Here is a 23,779-nt window from a genome sequence, read left to right as displayed (position 1 = left end):
CCGCGGAGCGCCTTCGATGTTGAAACCTGCGAAGAAACTGCAAAAAGTCCTGATCGCTAACCGCGGCGAGATCGCGCTGCGTATCCTGCGCGCCTGTAAGGAAGAGGGCATCAAGACCGTCGCTGTTTACTCGACGGCCGATACCGAATTGATGCACGTGAAACTGGCGGACGAAAGCATCTGCATCGGCCCGCCACTGGCCACGAACTCGTACCTGAAAGTCTCGAACATCATCGCCGCGGCAGAAGTGACCGGCGCTGATGGCATCCACCCGGGTTACGGCTTCCTCGCGGAAAACGCCGATTTCGCCGAACAAGTGGAAAAATCCGGGTTTGCCTTCATCGGCCCTAAAGCCGAAACCATTCGCCTGATGGGCGACAAGGTCTCAGCCAAGGACGCCATGATCGCGGCCGGCGTGCCCACCGTTCCTGGCTCCGACGGCCCGCTGCCTGAAGACGAGGAAACCGCTCTGCGCATTGGTCGCGAAGTCGGTTACCCGGTGATCATCAAGGCCGCCGGTGGCGGTGGTGGTCGCGGCATGCGCGTGGTGCACAAGGAAGAAGACCTGATCGAGGCCGCCAAGCAGACGCGCTCCGAAGCGGGCGCCTGGTTCGGAAACCCAATGGTCTACCTGGAGAAGTACCTGACCAACCCACGTCACGTGGAAGTGCAGGTACTGTCCGACGGCCAGGGCCACGCTATCCACCTGGGCGACCGCGATTGCTCCCTGCAACGTCGTCACCAGAAGGTGCTGGAAGAAGCGCCGGCACCGGGTCTGGACGAGAAAGCCCGCGCGGAAGTGCTGGCTCGCTGCGTCAAAGCGTGCATCGACATCAACTACCGTGGCGCCGGTACCTTCGAGTTCCTCTACGAGAACGGTCGTTTCTACTTCATCGAGATGAACACTCGTGTGCAGGTAGAGCACCCGGTTTCGGAGATGGTCACCGGTATCGACATCGTCAAGGAGATGCTCAGCATCGCCGCTGGCAACGTGCTGTCTTTCACACAGGACGACGTGAAGATCCACGGCCACTCCCTGGAGTGCCGGATCAACGCCGAAGACCCGAAAACCTTTATGCCAAGTCCAGGCCTGGTCAAGCATTTCCATGCGCCCGGCGGCAACGGCGTTCGCGTCGATTCGCACCTGTACAGCGGCTACAAGGTTCCGTCCAACTACGACTCGCTGATCGGCAAGCTGATCACCTGGGGCGCTACCCGCGACGAGGCTATGGCCCGTATGCGTAACGCCCTGGACGAAATCGTGGTCGACGGCATCAAGACCAACATCCCGCTGCACCGGGACCTGGTTCGCGATGAAGGCTTCTGCGAGGGTGGTGTGAACATTCACTACCTGGAACACAAGCTGGCCAACCAGTAAGTGCTCCACCCAACAAAGCCGCCTTCGGGCGGTTTTGTTGTTTCTGGGTCACCTGGATTTTGTGGACCCACATTTGAACGCCGTGCAGTCAGTGGTGTCGTCTTCTGCCCGCCGCTGGCGTAAACTTGCGCCCTTTCGCAGCCCCACCCCGCTGCACACTCATTTTCTCAAAGGTGCCCGCCATGCCTTGGCTGCAAGTCCGTCTCGCCATCAGCCCAGAACAAGCCGAAACCTATGAAGACGCTTTCCTCGAAGTGGGCGCTGTCTCGGTCACCTTCATGGACGCCGAAGACCAACCGATCTTCGAACCCGAACTCAACACCACCCCGCTGTGGTCCCACACCCATTTGCTGGCCCTGTTCGAAGACGGCACCGACGCTGCCGCCGTGCTGGCCCACATGGAATTGCTCACCGGCGGCCCATTGCCGGAGCATCACAGCGAAGTGATCGAAGACCAGGACTGGGAACGCAGCTGGATGGACAACTTCCAGCCGATGCGTTTCGGCCAGCGCCTGTGGATCGTGCCAAGCTGGCACGCCGCGCCTGAGCCGGATGCCGTCAACCTGCTGCTGGACCCAGGCCTGGCGTTCGGCACCGGCACCCACCCGACCACCGCACTGTGCCTGGAATGGCTGGACGGCCAGGACCTGACCGACAGCCACGTGCTGGACTTCGGCTGCGGCTCGGGCATCCTGGCGATTGCCGCCCTGCTGCTCGGCGCAAAGGAAGCTGTGGGCACCGATATCGACGTACAGGCCCTGGAAGCCTCCCGTGATAACGCCGGACGCAACAACATTGCTGAAAGCAAATTCCCGCTCTACCTGCCAGAGCAATTGCCCCAGGTGCAGGCCGATGTGCTTGTGGCGAACATTCTCGCCGGGCCGCTGGTGTCCCTGGCGCCGCAGCTGTCCGGCCTGGTCAAGCCGGGCGGCCGCTTGGCGCTGTCGGGCATCCTCGCTGAGCAAGGCGAAGACGTCGCCGCTGCCTACGCACGGGATTTCGAACTGGACCCCATCGCTAACCGTGATGGCTGGGTACGCATCAGTGGTCGTCGGCGCTAGAATGAGCGCTTGCCTGAATCGGATGGCCGCATGACCGACAGTTTCGTCACCCAGTGCCCGCATTGCCAAGCGCGCTTTCGCGTCAACCACACCCAATTGAGCGTGGCACGCGGCGTGGTGCGCTGCGGCTCGTGCCTGCAAGTGTTCAATGCGGTTCGCCAGTTGCTGGAGCAGCGCGGCCAAGTGCCGGCGCCGCAGCCTGATCTGCCCGCTGCCGAGCCTGTTCCAGACATCACACTTGAGGCACCGCGGGCAATCAGCCAGAAGCAGTGGGCCGCCGAAGAGCTCGACCTGGACAACCTTGACCTGGACGAAGAACTGGCCAAGCTGGAACGTCGCGAGATTCAGCACACGCCGCCGGCGGGTGCAGAACGTCGCCAGCCCGGCGCCGAGCGTCGCCAAAAAGAAGAATCCTTCAGCGCCAGCCGCGACACGGTTAAAACCGAAGAAGAAAAATGGGCCGCCAGCCTGTTCAGCGACCCGCCTGAAGAGCGCGCCCAAAGCACTGAAGCCAAAGCCGAGCCGACGAACGCACCTGCGACCAAGCAGCGCACCGAACCGTCCATGTCGTTCCACACCGACGATATCGACGATGAGCCGCCACTGCGTTCAACGCCAGAAAATGACGACACCGATCCGCCGTTCACGCCATTGACCCAGTCGGCCGATGACGTTGAACCCGAAGAACGCCCCAAACCCCGGCGCAAGCGCCCGCGCGCCGAAACGAGTGTGCACGACGACCAACTGCTGGATCTCGAAGACGACCCGCTGCACCTCTACGCGCAAAAGCGTCCGGCCAGCCTGGGCCGTCGCCTGATCTGGCTGTTGCTGGTACTGATCGCTGCCGCCAGTCTCGCAGGCCAGTACATCGCCTACCAATTCGACGATCTGGCCCGCCAGGACGCCTATCGCCCCTGGTTCCAGGAACTGTGCCCTACACTGGGCTGCACGGTGCCGTCGCGGGTCGATATTGCCCATATCAAGAGCAGCAACCTGGTGGTGCGCAGCCATCCGGACTTCGCCGGGGCGCTGGTAGTGGACGCGATCATCTACAACCGCGCGACGTTCTCCCAGCCCTTCCCGCTGCTGGAGCTGCGTTTTGCCGACTTGAACGGCGGCCTGATTGCCAGTCGTCGCTTCAAGCCCGCCGAATACCTCAGCGGCGAATTGGCCGGCGTTAGCGAAATGCCATCACAGGTCCCGATTCATATCTCCCTGGACATCCTCGATCCGGGCAATAAAGCCGTGAATTACAGCCTGAGCTTTCACTCGCCCGAGTAAATCAAGGCCCGCATCTTGGATTGAATGGCTGGACCATCGGCAACCAAACCGGTGGCGATAAGAAAATAACTGTTCAGATTTTATCCAATTCAGCCTTTATCCAGTCATCGAGAGCGGGTATCATGCCAACCCTTTTTCGAACTCTAATGATCCGGCCCCACAACAGGGAAGTCCTATGTCGGCGGTACGCATCGGCCCATACACATTGCAGAACGGCTTGATTCTCGCCCCGATGGCGGGCGTCACTGACCAGCCCTTTCGTCAGCTGTGCAAACGTTTGGGCGCGGGTCTAGTAGTCTCGGAAATGGTCACCAGCGACATGAGCTTGTGGAACACCCGCAAATCGCGGATGCGCATGATCCACGAAGGTGATCCCGAGCCACGCTCGGTACAGATCGCCGGGGGAGATGCACAGATGCTCGCGGATGCGGCCCGGGCCAACGTGGAGTTGGGGGCGCAGATCATCGATATCAACATGGGCTGCCCGGCCAAAAAGGTCTGCAACAAGGCCGCCGGTTCCGCGCTATTGAAAGATGAGCAGTTGGTTGCCGAGATCCTGCAGGCCGTTGTCGCCGCAGTGGATGTGCCGGTCACCCTGAAGATTCGTACCGGTTGGGACCGGGATAACAAGAACGGCCTGACGGTGGCGAAGATCGCCGAACAGGCAGGAATTACAGCGCTGGCGGTGCATGGCCGCACCCGCGCCGACCTTTACACCGGTGAAGCCGAGTACGACACCATTGCTGCGATCAAGCAGGCGGTGTCGATGCCGGTGTTTGCCAATGGCGACATCGACTCAGCCGAGAAAGCCCGGCGCGTACTGCACGCAACCGGCGCCGATGGTTTGTTGATTGGCCGGGCCGCCCAGGGGCGTCCTTGGATTTTTCGTGAGATCGAGCATTTCCTGCGTACCGGCGAAGTGTTACCGGCGCCAGGGTTGGTCGAGGTGGAACGTATTCTGCTAGAGCATTTGAATGCCCTGCACGTCTTCTACGGAGACGTGATGGGCGTGCGCATTGCTCGCAAGCATGTCGGCTGGTATCTCGCAACCTTGCCGGGCGCCAAGGAGTTTCGCGCCCAGTTCAATCGTTTGGATGAAACGCAGGCACAGGTCGCCACCGTTCGTGAGTTCTTCGCCGAACGTGACAACAGCCTGGAAACAGGGGATGCAAAGGGGGTGGCCGCATGACGATGATGACCGAGACTTTAGTGAGTGGAACAACACCCGTGAGCGACAACGTCAATTTGAAACAGCACCTCAACACGCCGAGCGAAGAAGGCCAAACCCTTCGCGGGAGTGTCGAGAAGGCGCTGCACAATTATTTCGCCCACCTTGAGGGTGCCTCCGTCACGGACGTGTACAACCTGGTGCTCTCCGAAGTCGAGGCGCCCTTGCTCGAAAGCGTGATGAACTACGTCAAGGGCAACCAGACCAAAGCCAGTGAGCTGCTGGGCCTCAACCGTGGCACCTTGCGCAAAAAGCTCAAACAATACGATTTGCTGTAAGCATTCAATCCAACCAGAAAGGCGCCCGCGTAAAACCGGTCGCCTTTTTTGCTGACTCCTTTGCTTTTGATGGAAATTGAAATGACCGACCAGACTACCCGCCTGCCGATCCGCCGCGCCTTGATCAGTGTTTCCGACAAGACCGGGATCCTCGAATTTGCCCGGGAGCTGGAAGCCCTGGGTGTGGAAATCCTCTCCACGGGCGGGACCTTCAAACTGCTGCAGGACAACGGCGTGGCCGCAGTGGAAGTGGCGGACTACACCGGTTTCGCAGAAATGATGGACGGTCGGGTCAAGACCCTGCACCCGAAAATCCACGGTGGCATTCTCGGCCGTCGCGGCATCGACGACGCAATCATGACCGAGCACGGCATCAAGCCGATCGACCTGGTGGCCGTTAACCTCTACCCGTTCGAAGCCACCATCAACAAGCCAGGCTGCGACCTGCCGACTGCTATCGAAAACATCGATATCGGCGGCCCAACCATGGTGCGCTCGGCGGCCAAGAACCACAAAGACGTGGCCATCGTGGTTAACGCCAGCGACTACGCCCAGGTGCTCGAAAGCCTGAAAGCCGGTGGCCTGACCTACGCCCAGCGTTTCGACCTGATGCTCAAGGCGTTCGAACACACCGCCGCCTACGACGGCATGATCGCCAACTACATGGGCACCGTGAACCAGGCCGCTGCAACACTCTCGACCGAAGGTCGCAGCCAGTTCCCGCGCACCTTCAACAGCCAGTTCATCAAGGCCCAGGAGATGCGCTACGGCGAGAACCCACACCAGAGCGCGGCGTTCTACGTTGAGGCAAAACCGGCCGAAGTCGGCATCGCCACCGCGACCCAACTGCAAGGTAAAGAGCTGTCCTACAACAACGTGGCCGACACCGACGCCGCGCTGGAATGCGTAAAAAGCTTCGTCAAACCGGCCTGCGTGATCGTCAAGCACGCCAACCCGTGCGGCGTGGCCGTGAGCCCGGACGCTGAAGGCGGCATTCGCCAGGCCTACGAACTGGCCTACGCCACCGACACCGAATCGGCCTTCGGCGGCATCATCGCCTTCAACCGTGAACTGGATGCCGAGACCGCCAAGGCGATCGTCGAGCGTCAGTTCGTCGAAGTGATCATCGCGCCAAGCGTCAGCGAAGAAGCCCGCGCCATCGTCGCCGCCAAGGCCAATGTGCGCCTGTTGGCCTGCGGCGAGTGGTCGGCTGACCGCGCCGCTGCCTGGGACTACAAGCGCGTCAACGGGGGGCTGCTGGTCCAGAGCCGCGACATCGGCATGATCGGTAGCGAAGACCTGAAAGTGGTGACCAAGCGCGCCCCGACCGAGCAAGAGATCAACGACCTGATCTTCGCCTGGAAAGTGGCCAAGTACGTTAAATCCAACGCCATCGTCTACGCCAAGAACCGCCAGACCATCGGCGTCGGCGCCGGCCAGATGAGCCGCGTGAACTCGGCGCGTATCGCCGCGATCAAGGCTGAACACGCCGGTTTGCAGGTCGTGGGGTCGGTAATGGCTTCCGATGCGTTCTTCCCGTTCCGTGACGGCCTGGACAATGCCGCAAAAGCCGGCGTTACCGCCGTCATCCAGCCGGGTGGTTCGATGCGTGATGCTGAAGTCATCGCTGCCGCTGACGAAGCCGGCATCGCCATGGTCTTCACCGGCATGCGCCATTTCCGTCACTAATCCACTAGCGTGGAGCGGCAAGTTTCAAGCTGCAAGCGACAAGTAAAAGCAGGACTTTGCCGCTTTTGATCTTGCTTGCAGCCTCTAAAATTCAAAGTCGCATGCTGCACTTCAGAGCAATGCAGATTGCTTTTAACTTGTAGCTTGCAGCTTGTAACTTCCTCCGAAGGAGTCTGACTTGAACGTCCTTATCATTGGCAGCGGTGGCCGTGAACACGCCCTGGCCTGGAAAGTTGCCCAGGACCCGCGCGTCCAGAAAGTGTTCGTTGCACCCGGCAACGCCGGCACCGCCATTGAAGCCAAGTGCGAGAACGTTGCTATCGACGTGCTCGCCCTTGAGCAACTGGCCGACTTTGCTGAAAAGAATGTGTCCCTGACCATCGTCGGTCCGGAAGTCCCATTGGTTGCCGGCGTGGTGGACCTGTTCCGCAGCCGTGGCCTGGACTGCTTCGGCCCAACCGCCGGCGCTGCCCAGCTGGAAGGCTCCAAGGCGTTCACCAAGGATTTCCTGGCGCGCCACAAGATCCCGACCGCCGACTACCAGAACTTCACCGAGATCGAGCCGGCCCTGGCTTACCTGCGTGAAAAAGGTGCGCCAATCGTGATCAAGGCCGATGGCCTGGCCGCTGGTAAAGGCGTGATCGTCGCCATGACCCTGCAAGAAGCCGAAGACGCCGTGCGCGATATGCTCGCCGGTAACGCTTTCGGTGACGCAGGTTCCCGCGTGGTGATCGAGGAGTTCCTCGACGGCGAAGAAGCCAGCTTTATCGTGATGGTAGACGGCAAGAACGTATTGCCGATGGCCACCAGCCAGGACCATAAACGCGTCGGCGACGGCGACAGCGGCCCGAACACCGGCGGCATGGGCGCCTACTCCCCTGCCCCGGTCGTCACCGCCGACGTGCACAAGCGCGTGATGGACCTGGTGATCTGGCCAACCGTGCGTGGCATGGCCGATGAGGGCAATGTCTACACCGGTTTCCTGTACGCCGGTTTGATGATTGATAAAGCCGGTAACCCGAAAGTCATCGAGTTCAACTGCCGCTTTGGCGACCCGGAAACCCAACCGGTGATGCTGCGCCTGCAATCGAGCCTGGTGCTGTTGGTGGAAGCGGCTCTGGCCCAGGCCCTGGACAAGGTTGAAGCGCAGTGGGACCCACGTCCCAGCGTTGGCATTGTGCTGGCGGCCGGTGGTTACCCTGCCGACTACGCCAAGGGCGACGTCATCGAAGGCCTCGACGCTGCCGCGACACTGGAAGGCAAGGTGTTCCATGCGGGCACCGCGCTGAAGGATGGTCAGGTCGTGACCGCCGGTGGCCGTGTGTTGTGCGCCACCGCCATGGGCGCCAGTGTCGACGCTGCGCAGCAACAAGCGTACAAGCTGGCCGCGAAGATCGATTGGAAAGGCTGCTTCTACCGCAAGGACATCGGCTACCGCGCCATCGCCCGCGAACGTGGCGAAAACAGCTAAGCAGCCGACGTCAGTAGCTATCCGTTCGGCTAGGCAAGGGCCTCAGGCCCTTGCCGTATACAGGCCTCCCCGCGCATAGTTACGCCGTGCCTCAACCTACGAAGGGATTTCGCCGTGCGCTGGCTCAGGATCGCCATAGGTTTTACTGTCAGCCTGCTGACGCTGCTCTGCCTGCTCCCGGCCCAGGCCGCCGCGCAAGGCAGTGGCTGGGCAGTATTGCTTGATGAACAGGCCGACCTGCAGCTGAGCGACATCCGCTCCCCACGCTACACCAATCAATTCAGCCCCATCGAACTGGACCGCATTAGCGCTGCGCAACCGAACGGCGCGCTGTGGATACGTTTTAAGTTGCAACCCGGCAAGCACGAGCAAGTGCTGCGGGTATTTGCCCCGGACTTGTCCCACCTGAACCTCTATGTACTGGACGGCGATACTCTGGTGGAACAACAGAGCACCGGCACGCGCCAGCCCCAGACTGAGCGGCCGTTGCCCAGCAGCGACTTCATGCTGCCGATGCCCCAGAGCCAGAAACCGTTAGAGGTTTACCTGCGCCTGGTCTCGGAGCACGAACTGCGCCCGTATATCACCCTGGAACCGGCTGTGCTCGCCGCCGCCGACCAGACCCAGACGCTGATCTACGGCCTATTGTTCGGCTGCCTGCTGATGCTGATCCTGCACAACCTCACACGCTTCGCCTACCACCGCTCGCGCAGCAGCCTGTGGCTGGCGGCCTGCGAAGCGCTGTTGATGCTCAGCCTGGCGCTATTGCTGAACCTGATGGGCCCATGGCTGCCGAACTGGCATGCAATCCAGACACCGGGCGCCTACCTGGCGTTGCTGCTGACCGCGCCCTGCGGGCTGATGTTTGCCTACCGTTTCTTCATGCCTCTGGGCCCACATCCACTGAACAAGCTGTTGATGGCCGACATTCTGGTCATCGTGCTGTGCGGCCTGCTGCTGTTGTTCGTCAACACCCTGCCGCTGAACATCATCACGTACGCGCTGGTGGCCCTGGCTGGCTTGAGCATGCTGTTTATCTCGGCCTATCACTGGCAGAAAGGCTACCGCCCGGCACGCTTGTTCGTGGCGGCAATGGTGGTATTCAACATCGGTACGCTGATCATCCTGCCGGCGCTGCTTGGCCTGACGATGATTTCGCCCCAGGGCCTGATCGTCACGCTGCTGGCGTTCATCTGCCTCAGCGGCTTGTTGATGAGCCTGGCGTTGGGCGAACGCCAGCGCGCGCTTGTCGAGGCACGTTTCAGCCTCAGTCGCGACCTGGCAGCGAGCAATGCCGAGATCGCCGCCAAGGCCGAGTTCCTGGCCAAGATCAGCCACGAAATCCGTACCCCTATGAACGGCGTGCTAGGCATGACCGAGCTGCTGCTGGGCACGCCGCTGTCGGTGAAACAGCGCGACTACGTGCAAACCATCCACAGCGCGGGTAATGAACTGCTTACCCTGATCAACGAAATCCTCGACATCTCCAAGCTGGAGTCCGGCCAGATCGAACTGGACGACGTGCAGTTCGACCTCAACGCGCTGATCGAAGATTGCCTGAGCATCTTCCGCGCCAAGGCGGAACAGCAGAACGTCGAACTGATCAGCTTTATCCAGCCCCAGGTGCCCCGCGTGATCAGCGGGGACCCAACGCGCCTGCGTCAGGCCATGTTGAGCCTGCTGGAAAATGCCCTGCAAAAAACCGACGAAGGCGAAGTGCTGATCGTGGTTGCCCTGGACGACCGCAGCACCACGCCACGCCTGCGCATTGCCGTCCAGGACAGCGGCCTGCCGATGGAAGCGGCCGAGCGCGACGCCCTGCTGCACAGCGAACTGCACAGCAAGAATTTCTTCTCGGCCACCCGCTTGAACGGCCACTTGGGCCTGGTTATCGCCCGCCAGTTGATCCTGCTGATGAACGGCGAGTTCGGCATCAAGAGCGGCAGCCATCAGGGCAGCACCCTGTGGCTGACCTTGCCGCTGGACCCGGAACGCCTGGAACACCCGACCTCCGACCTCGACGGCCCGCTCAAAGGCGCGCGGGTGCTGGTGGTGGACGACAACGACACCTGCCGCAAAGTGCTGGTGCAGCAATGCTCGGCCTGGGGCCTTAACGTCAGCGCCGTGCCATCGGGCAAGGAAGCCCTGGCGTTACTGCGCACCAAGGCGCACCTGCGTGACTACTTCGACGTGGTGCTGCTGGACCAGAACATGCCCGGCATGACCGGCATGCAACTGGCGGCGAAGATCAAGGAAGACCCAAGCCTGAACCACGACATCCTGCTGATCATGCTCACCGGCATCAGCAATGCGCCGAGCAAGATCATCGCACGCAATTGCGGGATCAAACGTATCCTCGCCAAGCCTGTCGCCGGTTACACACTCAAGACGACCTTGGCGGATGAACTGACCCAGCGCAGCAAGGGCAACGTGCAACCGCGCGCGGTACTCAACGCACCAGCCGCCGTCACCGTACCCAGCGATTTCCGCATCCTGGTGGCCGAAGACAACAGCATTTCCACCAAAGTGATCCGTGGCATGCTCGGTAAGCTCAACCTCAACCCGGACACCGCCAGCAACGGCGAAGAAGCGCTGGAGGCGATGAAAGCCCAGCGTTATGACCTGGTGTTGATGGACTGCGAAATGCCAATCCTCGATGGCTTCTCGGCGACTCAGCAACTGCGTGCGTGGGAAGTCAGCCACCAGCGCATTCGCACACCCGTGGTGGCGCTGACGGCGCATATCCTTTCGGAACATAAAGAGCGCGCACGCCAGGCTGGTATGGACGGGCACATGGCCAAGCCGGTGGAGTTGTCGCAGTTGCGTGAGTTGGTGGAGTTTTGGGTGGCGCAGCGTCAGCAGCGTCCAGAGCACGCGCCCTCCTGACTTGTAATGCAGTCCCCATGTAGGCGCGGGCTTGCTCGCTCCCACATTTGGTCTCTGTCGCCTGATAGACTCTCAACACTTTTTCCGCCCGCGAGCCACTCACATGCTCCACGTGTTATTCAGCGTCTACCTGAAAATGCTGGTGCTTTACAGCCCGTTCTTCGTGCTGTCCTGCTTTATCAGCCTCACTCGCGGCTACTCCAGCAAAGAGCGGCGGCGCTTGGCCTGGAAAGTGGCGCTGGCGACCCTGGTCTCGAGCGTGTTGCTCTACCTGTTCGGCCGGGTGATTTTCAGCGTGTTCGGCATCACCGTCGACGCCTTCCGCATCGGCGCCGGCAGTGTGCTGTTTATCTCGGCCCTGGGCATGGCCCAAGGCAAATCGGCTGTGCAGACCGACAACGTGCAGCAGGACGTGACCATCGTACCGCTGACCATTCCCCTCACCGTCGGCCCCGGCACCATTGGCGCACTGTTGGTGATGGGTGTGAGCCAGCCGCACTGGGATGACAAGCTCACCGCCATCCTCAGCATCGCCCTGGCCAGCCTCACGGTCGGCGTGGTGCTGTACCTGTCCAACCGTATCGAACGCATCCTCGGTGACCAGGGCTTGCAGATTGTCAGTCGGTTGATGGGGTTGTTTGTGTGCGCCTTGGCCGCGCAAATCATCTTTACCGGGGTGCGCGGCTACCTGGTGCCCTAGATCCGGTACTTGGCGATCGCCAGTTGCACCTTGTCACCCGCGCTCTCGCGCATCAATTGGAGAGTCTTTTCGTTGACCACCGAGGTATTCAGCACCAGGCACGTCTGCCCGCTGAAGGCCTCGAACGAAGAACTGTCCCACTCCAGGAATGGCAGCCCTACCTGTTTACTCACGCTTTGGGTGCTGTAGGTCACCAGCACCATCATCAATTCACCCTCTGTTTCGGCACAGGACGCCAGGCCGAAATCACCGCCTTGGTGTACCGCGCTGTTGCGTTTGAACAGCTCGAAATTCGCAGGCGTCTGCTTCAATGCCTCCAATGCATCGGCGGCCAATTTAGGCAAAGCCGCGAGCAACGCTGCCGACAATGACGTCGACGCCAACATGGCGCCGATGATATTCAACACCGCCAACTGCACGGTCAGCCCCTTGCCCGAACGTGAGACCCGCTCGAAACGGCTGCGCACCGGCAGCCAGCCCAAACCGACCATCACCTTGATAAATTCCTCGTACCAGACCTCGGTACCGCGCTGGATTTTCAACACATCGCTGACGTAGCTGCTGGCCAGCAGATAGCTCTTGCGAATGTATTCCCGGTTCAGGCCCGACAGGCCATCGGCAAACGAAATCACGCTGTTGTTGACCACCGCCGCGTTGAAATCGTCCCTAGTGTCCAGCGGCAATGCCTTCAGCGTTCCTGGCGCTCCCGGCAGTTTGTAGGCAGCAATCAATTTGCGCCTTTTTGTACTGTTGATCCTTCTGTGATGTCGCTCCATTTTGATTCTCCACAAGCACCCCAATTCGGGGCTTATGTCCACCCTAGTCCACCCACCGACGGGCTTGCCAGACGACAAACATCCCTTGACGCACCTCGTCAAACCACCGCGTCCAGCAATCGCGCGGCGTAACGGGTGAGTTTCCAGACGTCGTCGCAAAAAAAAGAAAAAGCCCCGAACAACGCCAGGAAAATCCCTGGATCATTCGGAGCTTTCCGGCAACCTGCGGGCCGTTTTCAGCAGGCAGGTTTCTCGCCGTACCAGCGCGGTGTGTATACCCATTCACCGCCACCGGCACGGGGGAATGTGCAGGTGGTGGACGAGCCGATCAGCACCATGGTGCGCATGTCCACTTGGTCCGGCGTCAGTTGCCCCAACGTGGTGACACGCAAGGTCTGCCCCGGACGGCCAATATCGCGGCCCAGCACCACCGGCGTGTGCGGCGTGCGATGCAGCGCGACGATTTCCAGGGCACGCCCCAGTTGCCACGGCCGCGAACGGGAAATCGGGTTGTAGAACGCCAGGGCGAGATCGGCCTGGGACGCCAGGTCCAGGCGCTTTTCGATGATCGACCAGGGTTTTAGGTTGTCCGACAGCGACATCACGCAGAAGTCATGGCCCAACGGCGCACCGGCCTGGGCGGCGGTGGCCAGGGAGGCCGAGACGCCGGGCAGGATTTCCAGGTCGACCTGATGCCAGGCCGGGTCGCTGGACTCGTGCAAGGCCTCGATTACCGCGGCGGCCATGGCAAATACGCCAGGGTCGCCGGACGACACCACCACCACCGAACGGCCCTGCGCGGCCAACTCGAAGGCGTGGCGCGCACGCTGCATTTCTTCGCGGTTGTCGGTGCAGTGCTGCACCTGATCGTCGCGGAACGGCCCGGCCATGCGCACGTAGGTTTCGTAGCCAAGCACGTCGGTGCAACGCGCCAGTTCGGCTTTCACCGCCGGCACCATCAATTCGGCAGCTCCAGGGCCCAGGCCGATCACGGCCAGTCGGCCACGGGGGCGACCGATTTGCGCCAAGTCCAGCGGTTGCTCGGCAACGTTGATGAGGATATCGGCGTTCTGGGTAACGCTGGCAAACCGCAGCGGTACGCCGAGCTCCAGAGCCGCTTCATGCAACGATGCTTCGGCCATCTGCGTATCACTGGCCAGCAAGCAGGCCAGGGATTGCACGGCGATACCCGCCTCATGCAATGCCCTGCGCACACGCTCACCCAACTGAGCGCCTGGCTTGCAGGTCACACATACATTCTTCGGATAGATCAGCAACTCATTGGCCGCCGGCGTGCGCTCGGCGCTGCCCACATGAATCGCCAGACGCGCCTGTTGATCCTGCGGCAAGTTGGCCTGCGCCAGCCAAGGCGCCGCGCCTTCGATGCGCACGCTTTCGCCGGCCAGCAGGTCCGAGACAAAACGCTTACCCAGCTCAAGATCCGCCAGTTCATACCCCGCGGGCGGATTGAGCAGGCAAGTGCCGAAACGCAACTCACCACTGGTGGTGATTGCAGCGGCAACGTTCAAGGCAGCGGCGATTTCGCGGGCCATGATATTCACCCCGCCAAGGCCACCGAGCAACGGCACTACAGCACTGCCGTCTTCGGCCACGGCCAGCACGGCAGGTTCTTCGCCTTTTTCCAGCAGTAATGGCGCCAGGGTGCGAATGACGATGCCGGCGGCGCACAGGGCAATCAGCGGCGTGCCTTGTTGATAGAGCTGGCGCAGGGTCGCGCCAAACTCGCTATAGGCCTGGTCAGCCCCTTCAACACGTGCGGCCAAGCCGTGGATCATTGCGCCAGGGTAAACCTGCTGGATCTGGCGCGCAGTGGCCAGGCTGCCCTGCCCCAGGATGACAATCGCCGGGCGCATCAACCTTGCCACCGTTCGCCAGGCACGATGATCAGCGAAAAGTACGGCGACGACATCGGCTCCACCTGGTCCAACGGCACGATTTTCTGGTTGGCCATGGTCGCGCGCTCCACATACAGCGCACGCCCGGCCAGGCCGAGTTCTGCGAGCACCTGACGCACTTTGGGGAAGTTACGGCCCAGCTTCATGATCACCGCCGCGTCGGCATCCGCCAGGCGACGCTTGAGGTCGTCATGTGGCAACACGCCTGACAACACCGACAGGCTCTGGTTGCGATACACCAACGGCGCCCCCAGCACCGAGGCGCCACCTAGCATCGAGCACACCCCTGGGATGACTTGCGCTTCGTAGCGTTCGGCGAGACGGTCGTGCAGGTACATGTAGGAGCCGTAGAAGAACGGGTCGCCTTCGCAGATCACCGCCACATCGCGGCCAGCGTCCAAATGCGTGGCGACGTCGGCACTGGCGGCGTCGTAGAAATCGCTGATCACTTGCTCGTAGGACATCGGCGCCGGCAGCGCTTCGGTGGTCACCGGGTACACCAGCGGCATCAGGGTCTGCTGCGGCACCAGGTGATCTTCGATGATGCCGAAGGCGTTGCCCTTCTTGCCCTTGGCCACGAAGTACGCCACGACAGGCGATTCGCGCAGCAGGCGCAGCGCCTTGAGGGTGATCAGTTCGGGATCACCGGGGCCAACGCCCAAGCCGATCAAACGTCCGCGTGCCTGCATTATTCGACCTCCGTGGCCAGGGCATTCACCGCTGCGGCGGCCATCGCACTGCCGCCCAGGCGGCCCTGCATGATCACGAATGGCACGCCGCGGCTGTCGGCGGCCAGCATCGCCTTGGATTCAGCGGCGCCCACGAAACCTACCGGGAAGCCGAGGATCAACGCCGGTTTCGGTGCGCCAGCATCGAGCATTTCCAGCAGGTAGAACAACGCGGTCGGCGCGTTGCCGATCACCACCACGCTGCCTTCCAAGTGCGGGCGCCAGAGTTCCAGGGCGGCAGCGGAACGGGTGTTGCCCAACGCCCGTGCCAGCTCCGGCACGCTGTCGTCACGCAGGGTGCAGATCACTTGATTGTTAGCCGGCAGGCGTGTGCGGGTCACGCCTTCGGACACCATCCGCGCATCACACAGAATCGGCGCGCCAGCGGCCAACGCATCGCGCCCGGCCTTGCCTGCGCCTTCGGAGAACTGCAGGCCGTCGATGGCATCGACCATGCCGCAGGCATGAATCACGCGCACCGCGAGTTTTTCCAGGTCGGCCGGGATGCGGTCCAACTTGGCTTCCGCGCGAATAATGGCGAAGGAGTTGCGATAGATCTCCTGACCGTCGCGGATGTAATCAATCATCGGTGTTGCTCCGTGGGCGAGCGCGCAGCAAGGCGCCCGTCGCTTCAATGGAAAGGTTGCGCGCGTGCAGCCGGCCGAAACCGGGATGGGCTGCTTCGCGGAAATAGAGGTCGTAGTGGCCGGGGCTCACGGCCAGCAATGTCACCGGCGCGACGTGCGCGGCGGCGCAGGAACGTGGGCAGCCGGACAGGTGCACGTCGTGATCAGGTTTCAGAGCGGCGAGTTGCACCGCATCAGCCTTGGTGTCGGCCAGGGCTTTGCCGCACCCCCTGGAACCGGTGCAGGCGGTCATGCGCGCCAGGGGTTGGTCGATGGAGCAGAGAAAGCCCAACTGCGCCAGGCGTTCGGTCACGGCGTGAGGTTTTTCGACGTAGGGCAGTAGCACACCCTGCCAGGGGGTGAATCGCAAGGTGCCGTCGCCGTACTCGCTGGCGAGTTGCGCGGCGCCGTTGAGCATCGTCGAATCCAGGCGACCCAGGGGTGCGATGGCGGCGACGTAGAACTGATTTTTTTGATCCTGTGGATAAGTGCCGAGGTGCAGCAAAGCGCCGCTGGGCCGGCGATAGAAGCTGTCGACTGGCAGCAGCGGCAGAGTTAGACGGCTCAGCAAAGTATCCACAGGCAGATGGCGCATTCGGGTCTGCTCTGGGGTAGCAAGGTCTAAAAATACTTCCAGCACGGCCACCACCAGCGCGTGGCCTTGCGTCAGAGGCACTGCCGCCAGCGGCGCATCCAGCCCCGGGCAACCGGCCAGGCCGAACGCGAGCAGCGTCTCACCATCGCGTACAAACGCCGAAAGCCACAGGTCATGGTGATGTTCGAGCATCGCCAGGGCCTCTGCGCCATCCAACTGCACAGCGAACTTGGCCGACAGCTCATGGAAACGTCGGTGGTTTTGCAGGGTGGCGAGGATCTGATCGGCCAGCGGGCGGGTGTCGAACAGCATCTGCGGGTCGATACCGGCGCTGGGGCTGAGCATCAGGTTGCGCACATCGTCGCCGGCTGCGTTGCTCGGGCCGAGATCGGCGGACAGGAGCATGGCAATCAACGCGTCCTGCTCGGCGCCGATCCCGCGAATCTGTAGGTTGGCGCGGTTGGTCGCCTCGATCACCCCACCCGCATAGGCCTGCGCCGCGTCGGCCACCGCGTGGGCTTGCGCTGCGGTGATTGATCCGCCAGCCAATTTGATCCGGCAAATGCCGCCGTCCAGCGCCTGGACAATACGCAGCAACCCCGGACAAGCCGAGGGGCGCAAGGTATTCACAGCGGGCGTCTGGTTCACGGGGCTACCGGTTCGCGGGTAAAGGCGCGGTATTATGCCTGCTTTGTCCGGCGGCATGAAAAGCCTGCCCGTCGGATGTCGTTCAAGGAATTCATATGTCGCCCTGGCTGACGGTTGTAGGCATCGGTGAAGACGGCTTCAAAGGGCTGGGCAGGAATGCCCGGCATGCCCTGTTGCGCGCCTCGCGGATTATAGGGGGTCAACGCCAGTTGGACCTGTTGCCGGTGTGTATTCGTGGCGAGCGCGAAATGTGGCCGAGTCCGTTCTCGCTGGAGCCTGTGCTGGCGCGGCGCGGCGAGCCTGTGTGTGTGCTGGCCAGTGGCGACCCGATGTTTTACGGCGTGGGGGCGAGTTTGGCGCGACAGGTAACGGCGGATGAGCTGCTGATTTTGCCAGCGCCTTCGTCGGTATCGTTGGCGGCGGCGCGGTTGGGTTGGCCGTTGCAGGAGGTGGTGACGCTATCCGTGGTGGCGCGGCCGTTGGCGGCGTTGAAGGCGCACCTGGCCAGTGGTGTGCGCGTGTTGGTGTTGAGCAATGACGGGCGCAGCCCTGCGTTGATTGCCTCGTTGCTGAGTGAGTCCGGATTCGGCCCTAGCCGTTTGTCTGTGTTTGAACACCTGGGCGGCGCGAATGAGCGGCGTATCGACGGGCTGGCGCAGTCGTGGGAGCACACCTCGGTCGCCGATTTGAATCTCGTCGCCATCGACTGCCTGGTGTCTGACGACACACGCCGCCTGTCGCGCCTCGCCGGCCTGCCGGATTCGGCGTTCAAACACGACGGCCAACTGACCAAACGCGATGTCCGCGCCATGACCCTCGCCCGCCTTGCGCCGATGCCCGGCGAATTACTGTGGGATGTGGGCGCGGGCAGCGGCTCCATCGGGATTGAATGGATGCGTGCACACCCGAGTTGCCGTGCGCTGGCGATTGAAGCCGACGAGGATCGCCAAGGCCTGATCGAACACAACCGCGACGCCCTTGGCGTGCCCGGCCTGCAACTGATTCGCGGCAAGGCCCCCGATGCGTTGCTCGACCTGGAAGCACCGGACGCCATCTTCATCGGCGGCGGCGTTACTCGCGAAGGCGTGCTCGACACCTGCTGGCAACACCTGCGTCCTGGCGGCCGGTTGGTCGCCAACGCAGTGACCCTGCAAAGTGAAATGACCTTGATGAACTGGCGCGTCCAGCATGGCGGCGAACTGACGCGCATCCATGTCGCTCAGGCTCAGCCGCTGGGGGAATTCGATACGTGGCGCCAGGCGTTGCCGATCACCTTGCTGGAAGTGGTCAAGCCGCGATGAAACGCATCCTGCTGCTGGGCGGCGTGACTGAAGCGCTGGCCATTGCACGTACCTTGGGCCCGGAGCATATCTACAGTTTGGCCGGCGTTGGCCGCGTGCCTACTGACCTGACCTGCCAAGTGCGGGTCGGCGGTTACGGTGGCGCTGAAGGTTTGGCGAAGTTTGTTCGGGATGAGGGGATTAGCCTGATGCTCGATGCGACCCATCCGTATGCCGCGCAGATCAGCCGCAATGCCGCCGAGGCTGCAAAGGTGTGCGGTGTACCGTGTTGGGCCCTGCGCCGACCGGCGTGGCGGCCGCAGGCGGGGGATGATTGGCGTGAGGTCAGTGATTGGACCGAATTGATCGAAGCGTTGAAGCCCTTCAAGCGCCCCCTTTTCACCGTGGGTCGCGAACCGCTGCAACACCTCGATGAAATCCCGCAGGACCAGTTCTGGACGCTGCGCGCGCTGGATGTGTATCCGGGCAATGAGCGGTGTGAAGTGATCGGGGCGCGTGGGCCGTTTTTGATCGAAGACGAACGGGCGTTGTTTGAGCGACGGCAGATCGATGTGTTGATCAGCAAGAACAGCGGCAGCACCGCGACCGAGCCGAAGCTGGAAGTGGCGCGGGAGCGCGGAGTACCGGTACTGGTGTTGAAGCGGCCCGTGCTGGCTCAAGTAGATCGGGAATTCCTGTCGCCTGATGAAACCCTCATCGCGTTGGCAAATTTCATTCAGTAAGTCAGGATCGCTCGCTTGCTTGATTAGTAACCTATTTGTTACCTTCAGGACGGCTAATGATTGAGATTGAAGAATACCGACGCGATAACCAGTCCAGCCCGTTCGATGGGTTGGGCGAATACCGCATCGACTGGGGACCAGGCCTGCGAATCTATCTGATACAAGAAGCCCACCGATTAATCATCCTTTTCGGTGGTGGCGACAAGTCCAGTCAAAAACGCGATATCAAAGTCGTGAAGTCGCTGATCAATGAACATCAGCGTGACAAGAAATTGAAACAACAGAGGTAACCGACATGGCGCTCACCCGCAGCTACAAACACACCATCGCCGAACGTGCTCAGCGCGACCCTGAATTTGCCCAGGCTCTCCTTGATGAGGCTGCTACGTTGTTTCTCAATGGTGAGCCGGAAGTTTCACGTGTCATTCTGCGTGATCTGGTCAACGCCACAGTAGGCTTTGAAGGCCTTGCGAAAGAAACGGCCAAACCGAGTAAAAGCCTGCACCGAATGCTGTCGGCCAGTGGCAATCCAAGCATGGATAACCTCGCGGCAATTTTTGCGGTGATTAGAAAAGCCCTGGGTGTTGATATGCAGGTCCACGGAGTTCGCACTGCATAATTTGCGACTCTACGTCACCCATTGTGTCGACGCTACAGATTGCTCTTAAGCCATTAAAAAATGCGCAGATCCCGATGCCATCACAGGCAAGCAAGCTCCCACTGGTTTGCGCAGTGCCTTGAGCATCGCGCCTAATCTGCAAAAATTGGCAATCCGTGGTTCCCGTCTATCCTGTAACCAGTCACTGCGACACCAAACCACACCCACACTTTTTACTTATCCCCACCGATCAGGCTAAATATCCCCCTGATCGTTTAACCCTACGGATTATCCGCCATGGCCCGTCAACGCTTTGCAATCGCCTGGATCGCCTGCCTGGCAGTGCTGTTCAACGCCTTTGCCATGCCGATGGTCAGCGCGATGCAGCAATCAGACGATCCGATCAAACGCTTGATGTGGGGCAGTTTCTGCTCCTCCAATGGTGCCAGCCTGAAGACCATCGCCCTGGGCAAGCTGGAAATTCAGGCGCCGCAACAGGACGATCACTCCGCCATGCAGCATTGCTGGTGTTGCTCGGGCTCGGCGCCGTTGGTGGCGTTGCCGGGGCATGTGCCGCAGTTGTATGTCACGCGGTTCGAGGCGGTGCAAAGCCTGCCGCCGCCCCAGCTGCAATACCCTACCCCGCGCCAGCAATGGCCGAGCCTCAACCCCCGCGCGTCTCCAACGGTCTGATCCTTCGCAAGTGAACTGCGTTTAGAACCGTTCTGGAGAACTGCCATGCTTAAATCTTCCCTGCTTCTGGCCGCGTTGTTGCTGCCGGTGTTCAGTGCTGCCAATGCCGATGACTACACGGCCGGCGACTTGCTGGTCAGCGACCCCTGGTCCCAGGAGTTGCCGCCCAACGCGCCGACTGTCGCGGCGTATTTCGTGATTCATAACACCGGAGTGACCCCGGACCGTCTGCTCAGCGTCGAGACACCGGTGGCCGACAAGGCCGAGCTGCATGAGCATGTGATGCAGGGCGACTTGATGAAGATGCAGCAGGTGCCCAGCGTCGCCGTCCCCGCCAAGGGCGAGCTGACCTTTGCGCCGATGGCGTATCACGTGATGCTACTGGGCCTTAAGGATCGCAGCCTGTTGGCCGACGGCAAGCAATTCCCGCTGACCCTGACCTTCGAAAAGGCCGGCAAGGTCGAGGTGCAAGTGTCGGTACAGAAAGTGCCACCAATGGCCACACACGCGCATAAACACGCCCAATAGGCAGACTCCAGATGGGCGCCCCTCGCGCCAGGCTGTCTCCACGCCACCGCGTAATGCGCGGCAGTTGGATCAGCCTGTTCGCCATGCTGATGATCTTTATCGGTCCGCTGATTTCCCAAGCGATGCCGATGGATCATCACGCCGGTATGTCGATGAGCATGTCGATGGACATGCCAGGCGACCATGGCGATTCCCATCACAAAACGGCCCCTGAAGAACACCACGCACTCTGGGCAAAGTGCGGCTATTGCGACCTGCTCTTCAGCTGCCCCGCCCTGCCCGGCAGCGTTTCTCACGTCACCCTAGGCACACCGCCGCCAGCCAACGCCCTCGTCCCCGCAACGCGCCTGGGCCACGCCCGGCAGAGCATCTTCCCCGGCGCCCGCAGCCGCGCGCCGCCCATCGCTTCGTAAGCACTTCACACCGTTACTTCACCCCGGCCGACTTTAGACAGACAGCCGCAGGCTGCTGGCCGTGTTGTTTACGATTGATTGATGGAATTTTTCATGTCCAGGTTTTCTGCTGACACCCGTTTGGGAAGCACGCCTGTGTTCGCCGTTCTATGCGGCGCACTCCTGGCTCCACAGGCGTATGCCGATGAGCATGCTGAGCACGAGCTCAGCCCCACCGTGATCACCGCAATCGCTCCCAGCTCGCCGTTGACCGTGGTCACCAACCCCAAGGACCCGCGCCAACCCGTGCCCGCCAGTGACGGCGGTGACTACCTCAAGACCATCCCAGGCTTCGCGCTGGTGCGCAACGGCGGCACCAATGGCGACCCGGTGCTGCGCGGGATGTTCGGCTCACGCCTGAATATCCTCACCAATGGCAGCATGATGCTCGGCGCCTGCCCCGGCCGCATGGATGCGCCGACCTCGTACATCTCGCCGGAAACCTACGACAAGCTCACCGTGATCAAAGGCCCGCAAACCGTGCTCTGGGGCCCCGGCGCATCCGCTGGCACCGTGCTGTTCGAGCGCGAGCCGGAGCAGTTCGGCGAGTTGGGCACGCGCCTCAACGCCAGTGTGCTGGCCGGTTCCAACGGACGCTTCGACAAGGTCATCGATGCCGCAGCCGGTGGGCCGCTGGGCTATGTACGGGTAATCGGCAACCAGGCGCATGCCGATGACTACAAGGACGGCAATAACGACACCGTCGCCTCGCGCTATGACAAGTGGAACGGTGATGTAGCGGTCGGTTTCACCCCCGACGCCGACACGCTGCTCGAACTCACCGCCGGCCGTGGCGATGGCGAGGCACGCTACGCCGGGCGCGGCATGGACGGCTCGCAGTTCCTGCGCGAAAGCCTGGGGCTGCGTTTCGAAAAATCCAACATCGGCGACGTGCTGGATAAGGTCGAGGCCCAGGTCTACTACAACTACGCTGACCACGTGATGGACAACTACAGCCTGCGCACACCGTCGGGCACCGGCATGATGGCCGGGCCGATGGCCTCCAACGTCGACCGGCGTACCCTTGGCGCGCGGATCAAGGCCACCTGGCGCTGGGCCGATGTGCAACTGATCAGCGGCCTGGACGCGCAGACCAACGAACACCGCCAGCGCAGCAGCATGGGCATCGACACCTACAAGGATTTGCCCAAGGTCAAGGATGCCAACTTCCACAACTACGGCGTGTTCGGCGAACTCACGTGGTACGCCGCCGACCGCGACCGCCTGATCACTGGCGCACGCCTGGATCGTGCCTCGGCCAAGGACTTCCGGCAAACCACCGGCTCCGGCATGAGCACTCGCGCCAATCCGACCGCCGACGACACCCGCGCCGACACCTTGCCATCGGGCTTCGTGCGTTATGAACACGACCTGGCCGACAGCCCTACCACCCTCTACGCGGGCCTGGGCCACTCGGAGCGTTTTCCGGATTATTGGGAGCTGTTTTCACCCAACACCGGTGCGGCTGGTTCGGCGAATGCCTTTGACGGTGTAAAGCCGGAGAAAACCACCCAGCTCGACGTCGGCGCGCAATACAAAGCCGAGGCGCTTGAAGCCTGGGCCTCGGGCTACATCGGCCGGGTGCAGGACTTCATCCTGTTCGACTACCGGCCAGGGATGATGGGCACGACTTCCCAGGCCCGCAACGTCGACGCTCGCATCATGGGCGGCGAACTGGGCGCGGCGTACAAGCTGACACGCAACTGGAAAGCCGACGCCACCCTCGCCTACGCCTGGGGCAAGAACAGCAGCGACGGCAAGGCGCTGCCGCAAATGCCGCCGCTGGACACACGCCTGGGCCTCACCTACAGCGAGGATGACTGGAGTGCCGGCGCCTTGTGGCGCGTGGTCGCCGCGCAAAATCGCATCGACCAGAACAAGGGCAACGTGGTCGGCAAGGACTTCGACAAGAGCGGCGGCTTCGGCGTGTTCTCGTTGAACGCGGCGTACCGCATCAACAAGCACTTCAAGGTCAGCACCGGCGTCGACAACCTGTTTGGCAAGGCCTACGCCGAGCACTTGAACCTGGCCGGCAACGCCGGGTTCGGCTACCCGGCCAATGACCCGCAGGCCATCAAGGAGCCTGGTCGCACCCTGTGGACCAAGGTGGACATGAGCTTCTAAAAGCCTCGCGAGCAAGCCCGCTCCCACAGTTGGAATGCATTTCAAATGTAGGAGCGGGCTTGCTCGCGAAGGCGGCACAACTGAGAAAAACTTTTAAAGC

Annotated in this window: 22 protein-coding genes; 17 read left to right on the top strand and 5 right to left on the bottom strand. The window is 61.7% G+C overall.

What is annotated here, in order from left to right; translation table 11 throughout:
• Nucleotides 1-16: 16 nt before the first annotated feature.
• The 9 genes from accC (at nucleotide 17) to AACY30_RS14325 (ending at nucleotide 11,972) form a co-directional block, all read left to right on the top strand.
• Nucleotides 17-1,378: an acetyl-CoA carboxylase biotin carboxylase subunit gene (gene accC / locus AACY30_RS14365; RefSeq protein ID WP_339471541.1), complete on the top strand. Its 1,362-nt coding sequence runs from the start codon at nucleotides 17-19 to the stop codon at nucleotides 1,376-1,378.
• A gap of 182 nt (nucleotides 1,379-1,560) precedes the next feature.
• Nucleotides 1,561-2,439, top strand: coding sequence for a 50S ribosomal protein L11 methyltransferase (gene prmA, locus AACY30_RS14360; RefSeq protein ID WP_339471540.1), 879 nt, complete (start codon nucleotides 1,561-1,563; stop codon nucleotides 2,437-2,439).
• A 30-nt stretch (nucleotides 2,440-2,469) separates the two neighbouring features.
• Nucleotides 2,470-3,720 carry a DUF3426 domain-containing protein gene (locus AACY30_RS14355; RefSeq protein WP_339540521.1) on the top strand — a complete coding sequence of 417 codons (1,251 nt, stop codon included), beginning with the start codon at nucleotides 2,470-2,472 and terminating at the stop codon, nucleotides 3,718-3,720.
• A 175-nt stretch (nucleotides 3,721-3,895) separates the two neighbouring features.
• Nucleotides 3,896-4,909, top strand: coding sequence for a tRNA dihydrouridine synthase DusB (dusB, locus tag AACY30_RS14350; protein ID WP_339415757.1), 1,014 nt, complete (start codon nucleotides 3,896-3,898; stop codon nucleotides 4,907-4,909).
• Nucleotides 4,906-5,226: a DNA-binding transcriptional regulator Fis gene (gene fis / locus AACY30_RS14345; protein WP_002555375.1), complete on the top strand. Its 321-nt coding sequence runs from the start codon at nucleotides 4,906-4,908 to the stop codon at nucleotides 5,224-5,226. Before dusB ends, fis begins: the two co-directional genes overlap by 4 nt.
• 81 nt (nucleotides 5,227-5,307) lie before the next feature.
• Nucleotides 5,308-6,915, top strand: a complete 1,608-nt coding sequence (gene purH / locus AACY30_RS14340; protein ID WP_339471538.1) for a bifunctional phosphoribosylaminoimidazolecarboxamide formyltransferase/IMP cyclohydrolase — start codon at nucleotides 5,308-5,310, stop codon at nucleotides 6,913-6,915.
• Between the two features lie 178 nt (nucleotides 6,916-7,093).
• Complete coding sequence (gene purD / locus AACY30_RS14335) at nucleotides 7,094-8,386, top strand: phosphoribosylamine--glycine ligase (protein WP_339415755.1); 1,293 nt, start codon at nucleotides 7,094-7,096, stop codon at nucleotides 8,384-8,386.
• A 114-nt stretch (nucleotides 8,387-8,500) separates the two neighbouring features.
• The gene (locus tag AACY30_RS14330; RefSeq protein WP_339471537.1) at nucleotides 8,501-11,272 is read left to right on the top strand and encodes a hybrid sensor histidine kinase/response regulator; all 2,772 of its coding nucleotides are present in this window, start codon (nucleotides 8,501-8,503) and stop codon (nucleotides 11,270-11,272) included.
• Nucleotides 11,273-11,375: 103 nt separating this feature from the next.
• Entirely contained in the window at nucleotides 11,376-11,972 is a 597-nt protein-coding gene (locus AACY30_RS14325; RefSeq protein WP_003171467.1) for a MarC family protein, read from the top strand.
• On the opposite strand, the gene AACY30_RS14320 is transcribed toward AACY30_RS14325, so the two are convergent.
• The 5 genes from AACY30_RS14320 to cobG form a co-directional block, all read right to left on the bottom strand.
• Nucleotides 11,969-12,748: a hypothetical protein gene (locus tag AACY30_RS14320; protein WP_339471536.1), complete on the bottom strand. Its 780-nt coding sequence runs from the start codon at nucleotides 12,746-12,748 to the stop codon at nucleotides 11,969-11,971. The two genes, AACY30_RS14325 and AACY30_RS14320, sit on opposite strands and share 4 nt — an antisense overlap.
• A 236-nt stretch (nucleotides 12,749-12,984) precedes the next feature.
• The gene (gene cobJ / locus AACY30_RS14315) at nucleotides 12,985-14,622 is read right to left on the bottom strand and encodes a precorrin-3B C(17)-methyltransferase (RefSeq protein ID WP_339540520.1); all 1,638 of its coding nucleotides are present in this window, start codon (nucleotides 14,620-14,622) and stop codon (nucleotides 12,985-12,987) included.
• Nucleotides 14,622-15,353 (bottom strand): precorrin-2 C(20)-methyltransferase, encoded by a 732-nt coding sequence (locus AACY30_RS14310; protein WP_339540519.1) that lies wholly within the window; start codon nucleotides 15,351-15,353, stop codon nucleotides 14,622-14,624. Before AACY30_RS14310 ends, cobJ begins: the two co-directional genes overlap by 1 nt.
• The gene (locus AACY30_RS14305; protein WP_065874298.1) at nucleotides 15,353-15,979 is read right to left on the bottom strand and encodes a precorrin-8X methylmutase; all 627 of its coding nucleotides are present in this window, start codon (nucleotides 15,977-15,979) and stop codon (nucleotides 15,353-15,355) included. Before AACY30_RS14305 ends, AACY30_RS14310 begins: the two co-directional genes overlap by 1 nt.
• Nucleotides 15,972-17,318, bottom strand: a complete 1,347-nt coding sequence (gene cobG, locus AACY30_RS14300; protein WP_339540518.1) for a precorrin-3B synthase — start codon at nucleotides 17,316-17,318, stop codon at nucleotides 15,972-15,974. The genes AACY30_RS14305 and cobG overlap by 8 nt, the downstream gene beginning before the upstream one ends.
• A gap of 38 nt (nucleotides 17,319-17,356) precedes the next feature.
• Here cobG and cbiE point away from each other — a divergent pair, with 38 nt between their 5' ends.
• The 8 genes from cbiE (at nucleotide 17,357) to AACY30_RS14260 (ending at nucleotide 23,679) form a co-directional block, all read left to right on the top strand.
• Entirely contained in the window at nucleotides 17,357-18,562 is a 1,206-nt protein-coding gene (cbiE, locus tag AACY30_RS14295; RefSeq protein ID WP_339540517.1) for a precorrin-6y C5,15-methyltransferase (decarboxylating) subunit CbiE, read from the top strand.
• Nucleotides 18,559-19,284 (top strand): cobalt-precorrin-6A reductase, encoded by a 726-nt coding sequence (locus AACY30_RS14290; protein ID WP_339471531.1) that lies wholly within the window; start codon nucleotides 18,559-18,561, stop codon nucleotides 19,282-19,284. The genes cbiE and AACY30_RS14290 overlap by 4 nt, the downstream gene beginning before the upstream one ends.
• Before the next feature lie 56 nt (nucleotides 19,285-19,340).
• Complete coding sequence (locus tag AACY30_RS14285) at nucleotides 19,341-19,574, top strand: type II toxin-antitoxin system RelE/ParE family toxin (protein ID WP_339540516.1); 234 nt, start codon at nucleotides 19,341-19,343, stop codon at nucleotides 19,572-19,574.
• Between the two features lie 5 nt (nucleotides 19,575-19,579).
• Nucleotides 19,580-19,903 carry a helix-turn-helix domain-containing transcriptional regulator gene (locus AACY30_RS14280; RefSeq protein ID WP_339471530.1) on the top strand — a complete coding sequence of 108 codons (324 nt, stop codon included), beginning with the start codon at nucleotides 19,580-19,582 and terminating at the stop codon, nucleotides 19,901-19,903.
• Nucleotides 19,904-20,179: 276 nt separating this feature from the next.
• On the top strand, nucleotides 20,180-20,575 hold the full coding sequence (locus AACY30_RS14275) for a DUF2946 domain-containing protein (RefSeq protein WP_339540515.1): 396 nt from the start codon (nucleotides 20,180-20,182) through the stop codon (nucleotides 20,573-20,575).
• A gap of 45 nt (nucleotides 20,576-20,620) precedes the next feature.
• On the top strand, nucleotides 20,621-21,103 hold the full coding sequence (locus AACY30_RS14270) for a copper chaperone PCu(A)C (RefSeq protein ID WP_339471528.1): 483 nt from the start codon (nucleotides 20,621-20,623) through the stop codon (nucleotides 21,101-21,103).
• Between the two features lie 11 nt (nucleotides 21,104-21,114).
• Nucleotides 21,115-21,516: a DUF2946 domain-containing protein gene (locus AACY30_RS14265; protein WP_339471527.1), complete on the top strand. Its 402-nt coding sequence runs from the start codon at nucleotides 21,115-21,117 to the stop codon at nucleotides 21,514-21,516.
• A 93-nt stretch (nucleotides 21,517-21,609) separates the two neighbouring features.
• Entirely contained in the window at nucleotides 21,610-23,679 is a 2,070-nt protein-coding gene (locus AACY30_RS14260) for a TonB-dependent copper receptor (RefSeq protein WP_339540514.1), read from the top strand.
• Nucleotides 23,680-23,779 lie beyond the last annotated feature (100 nt).

The organism is Pseudomonas sp. RA_5y_Pfl1_P24 (assembly GCF_963970945.1).
Classification (GTDB): Bacteria; Pseudomonadota; Gammaproteobacteria; order Pseudomonadales; family Pseudomonadaceae; genus Aquipseudomonas; species Aquipseudomonas tritici.
Note: the sequence above shows the minus strand (reverse complement) of the source record. Positions and strands in the feature narration are given on the sequence as shown.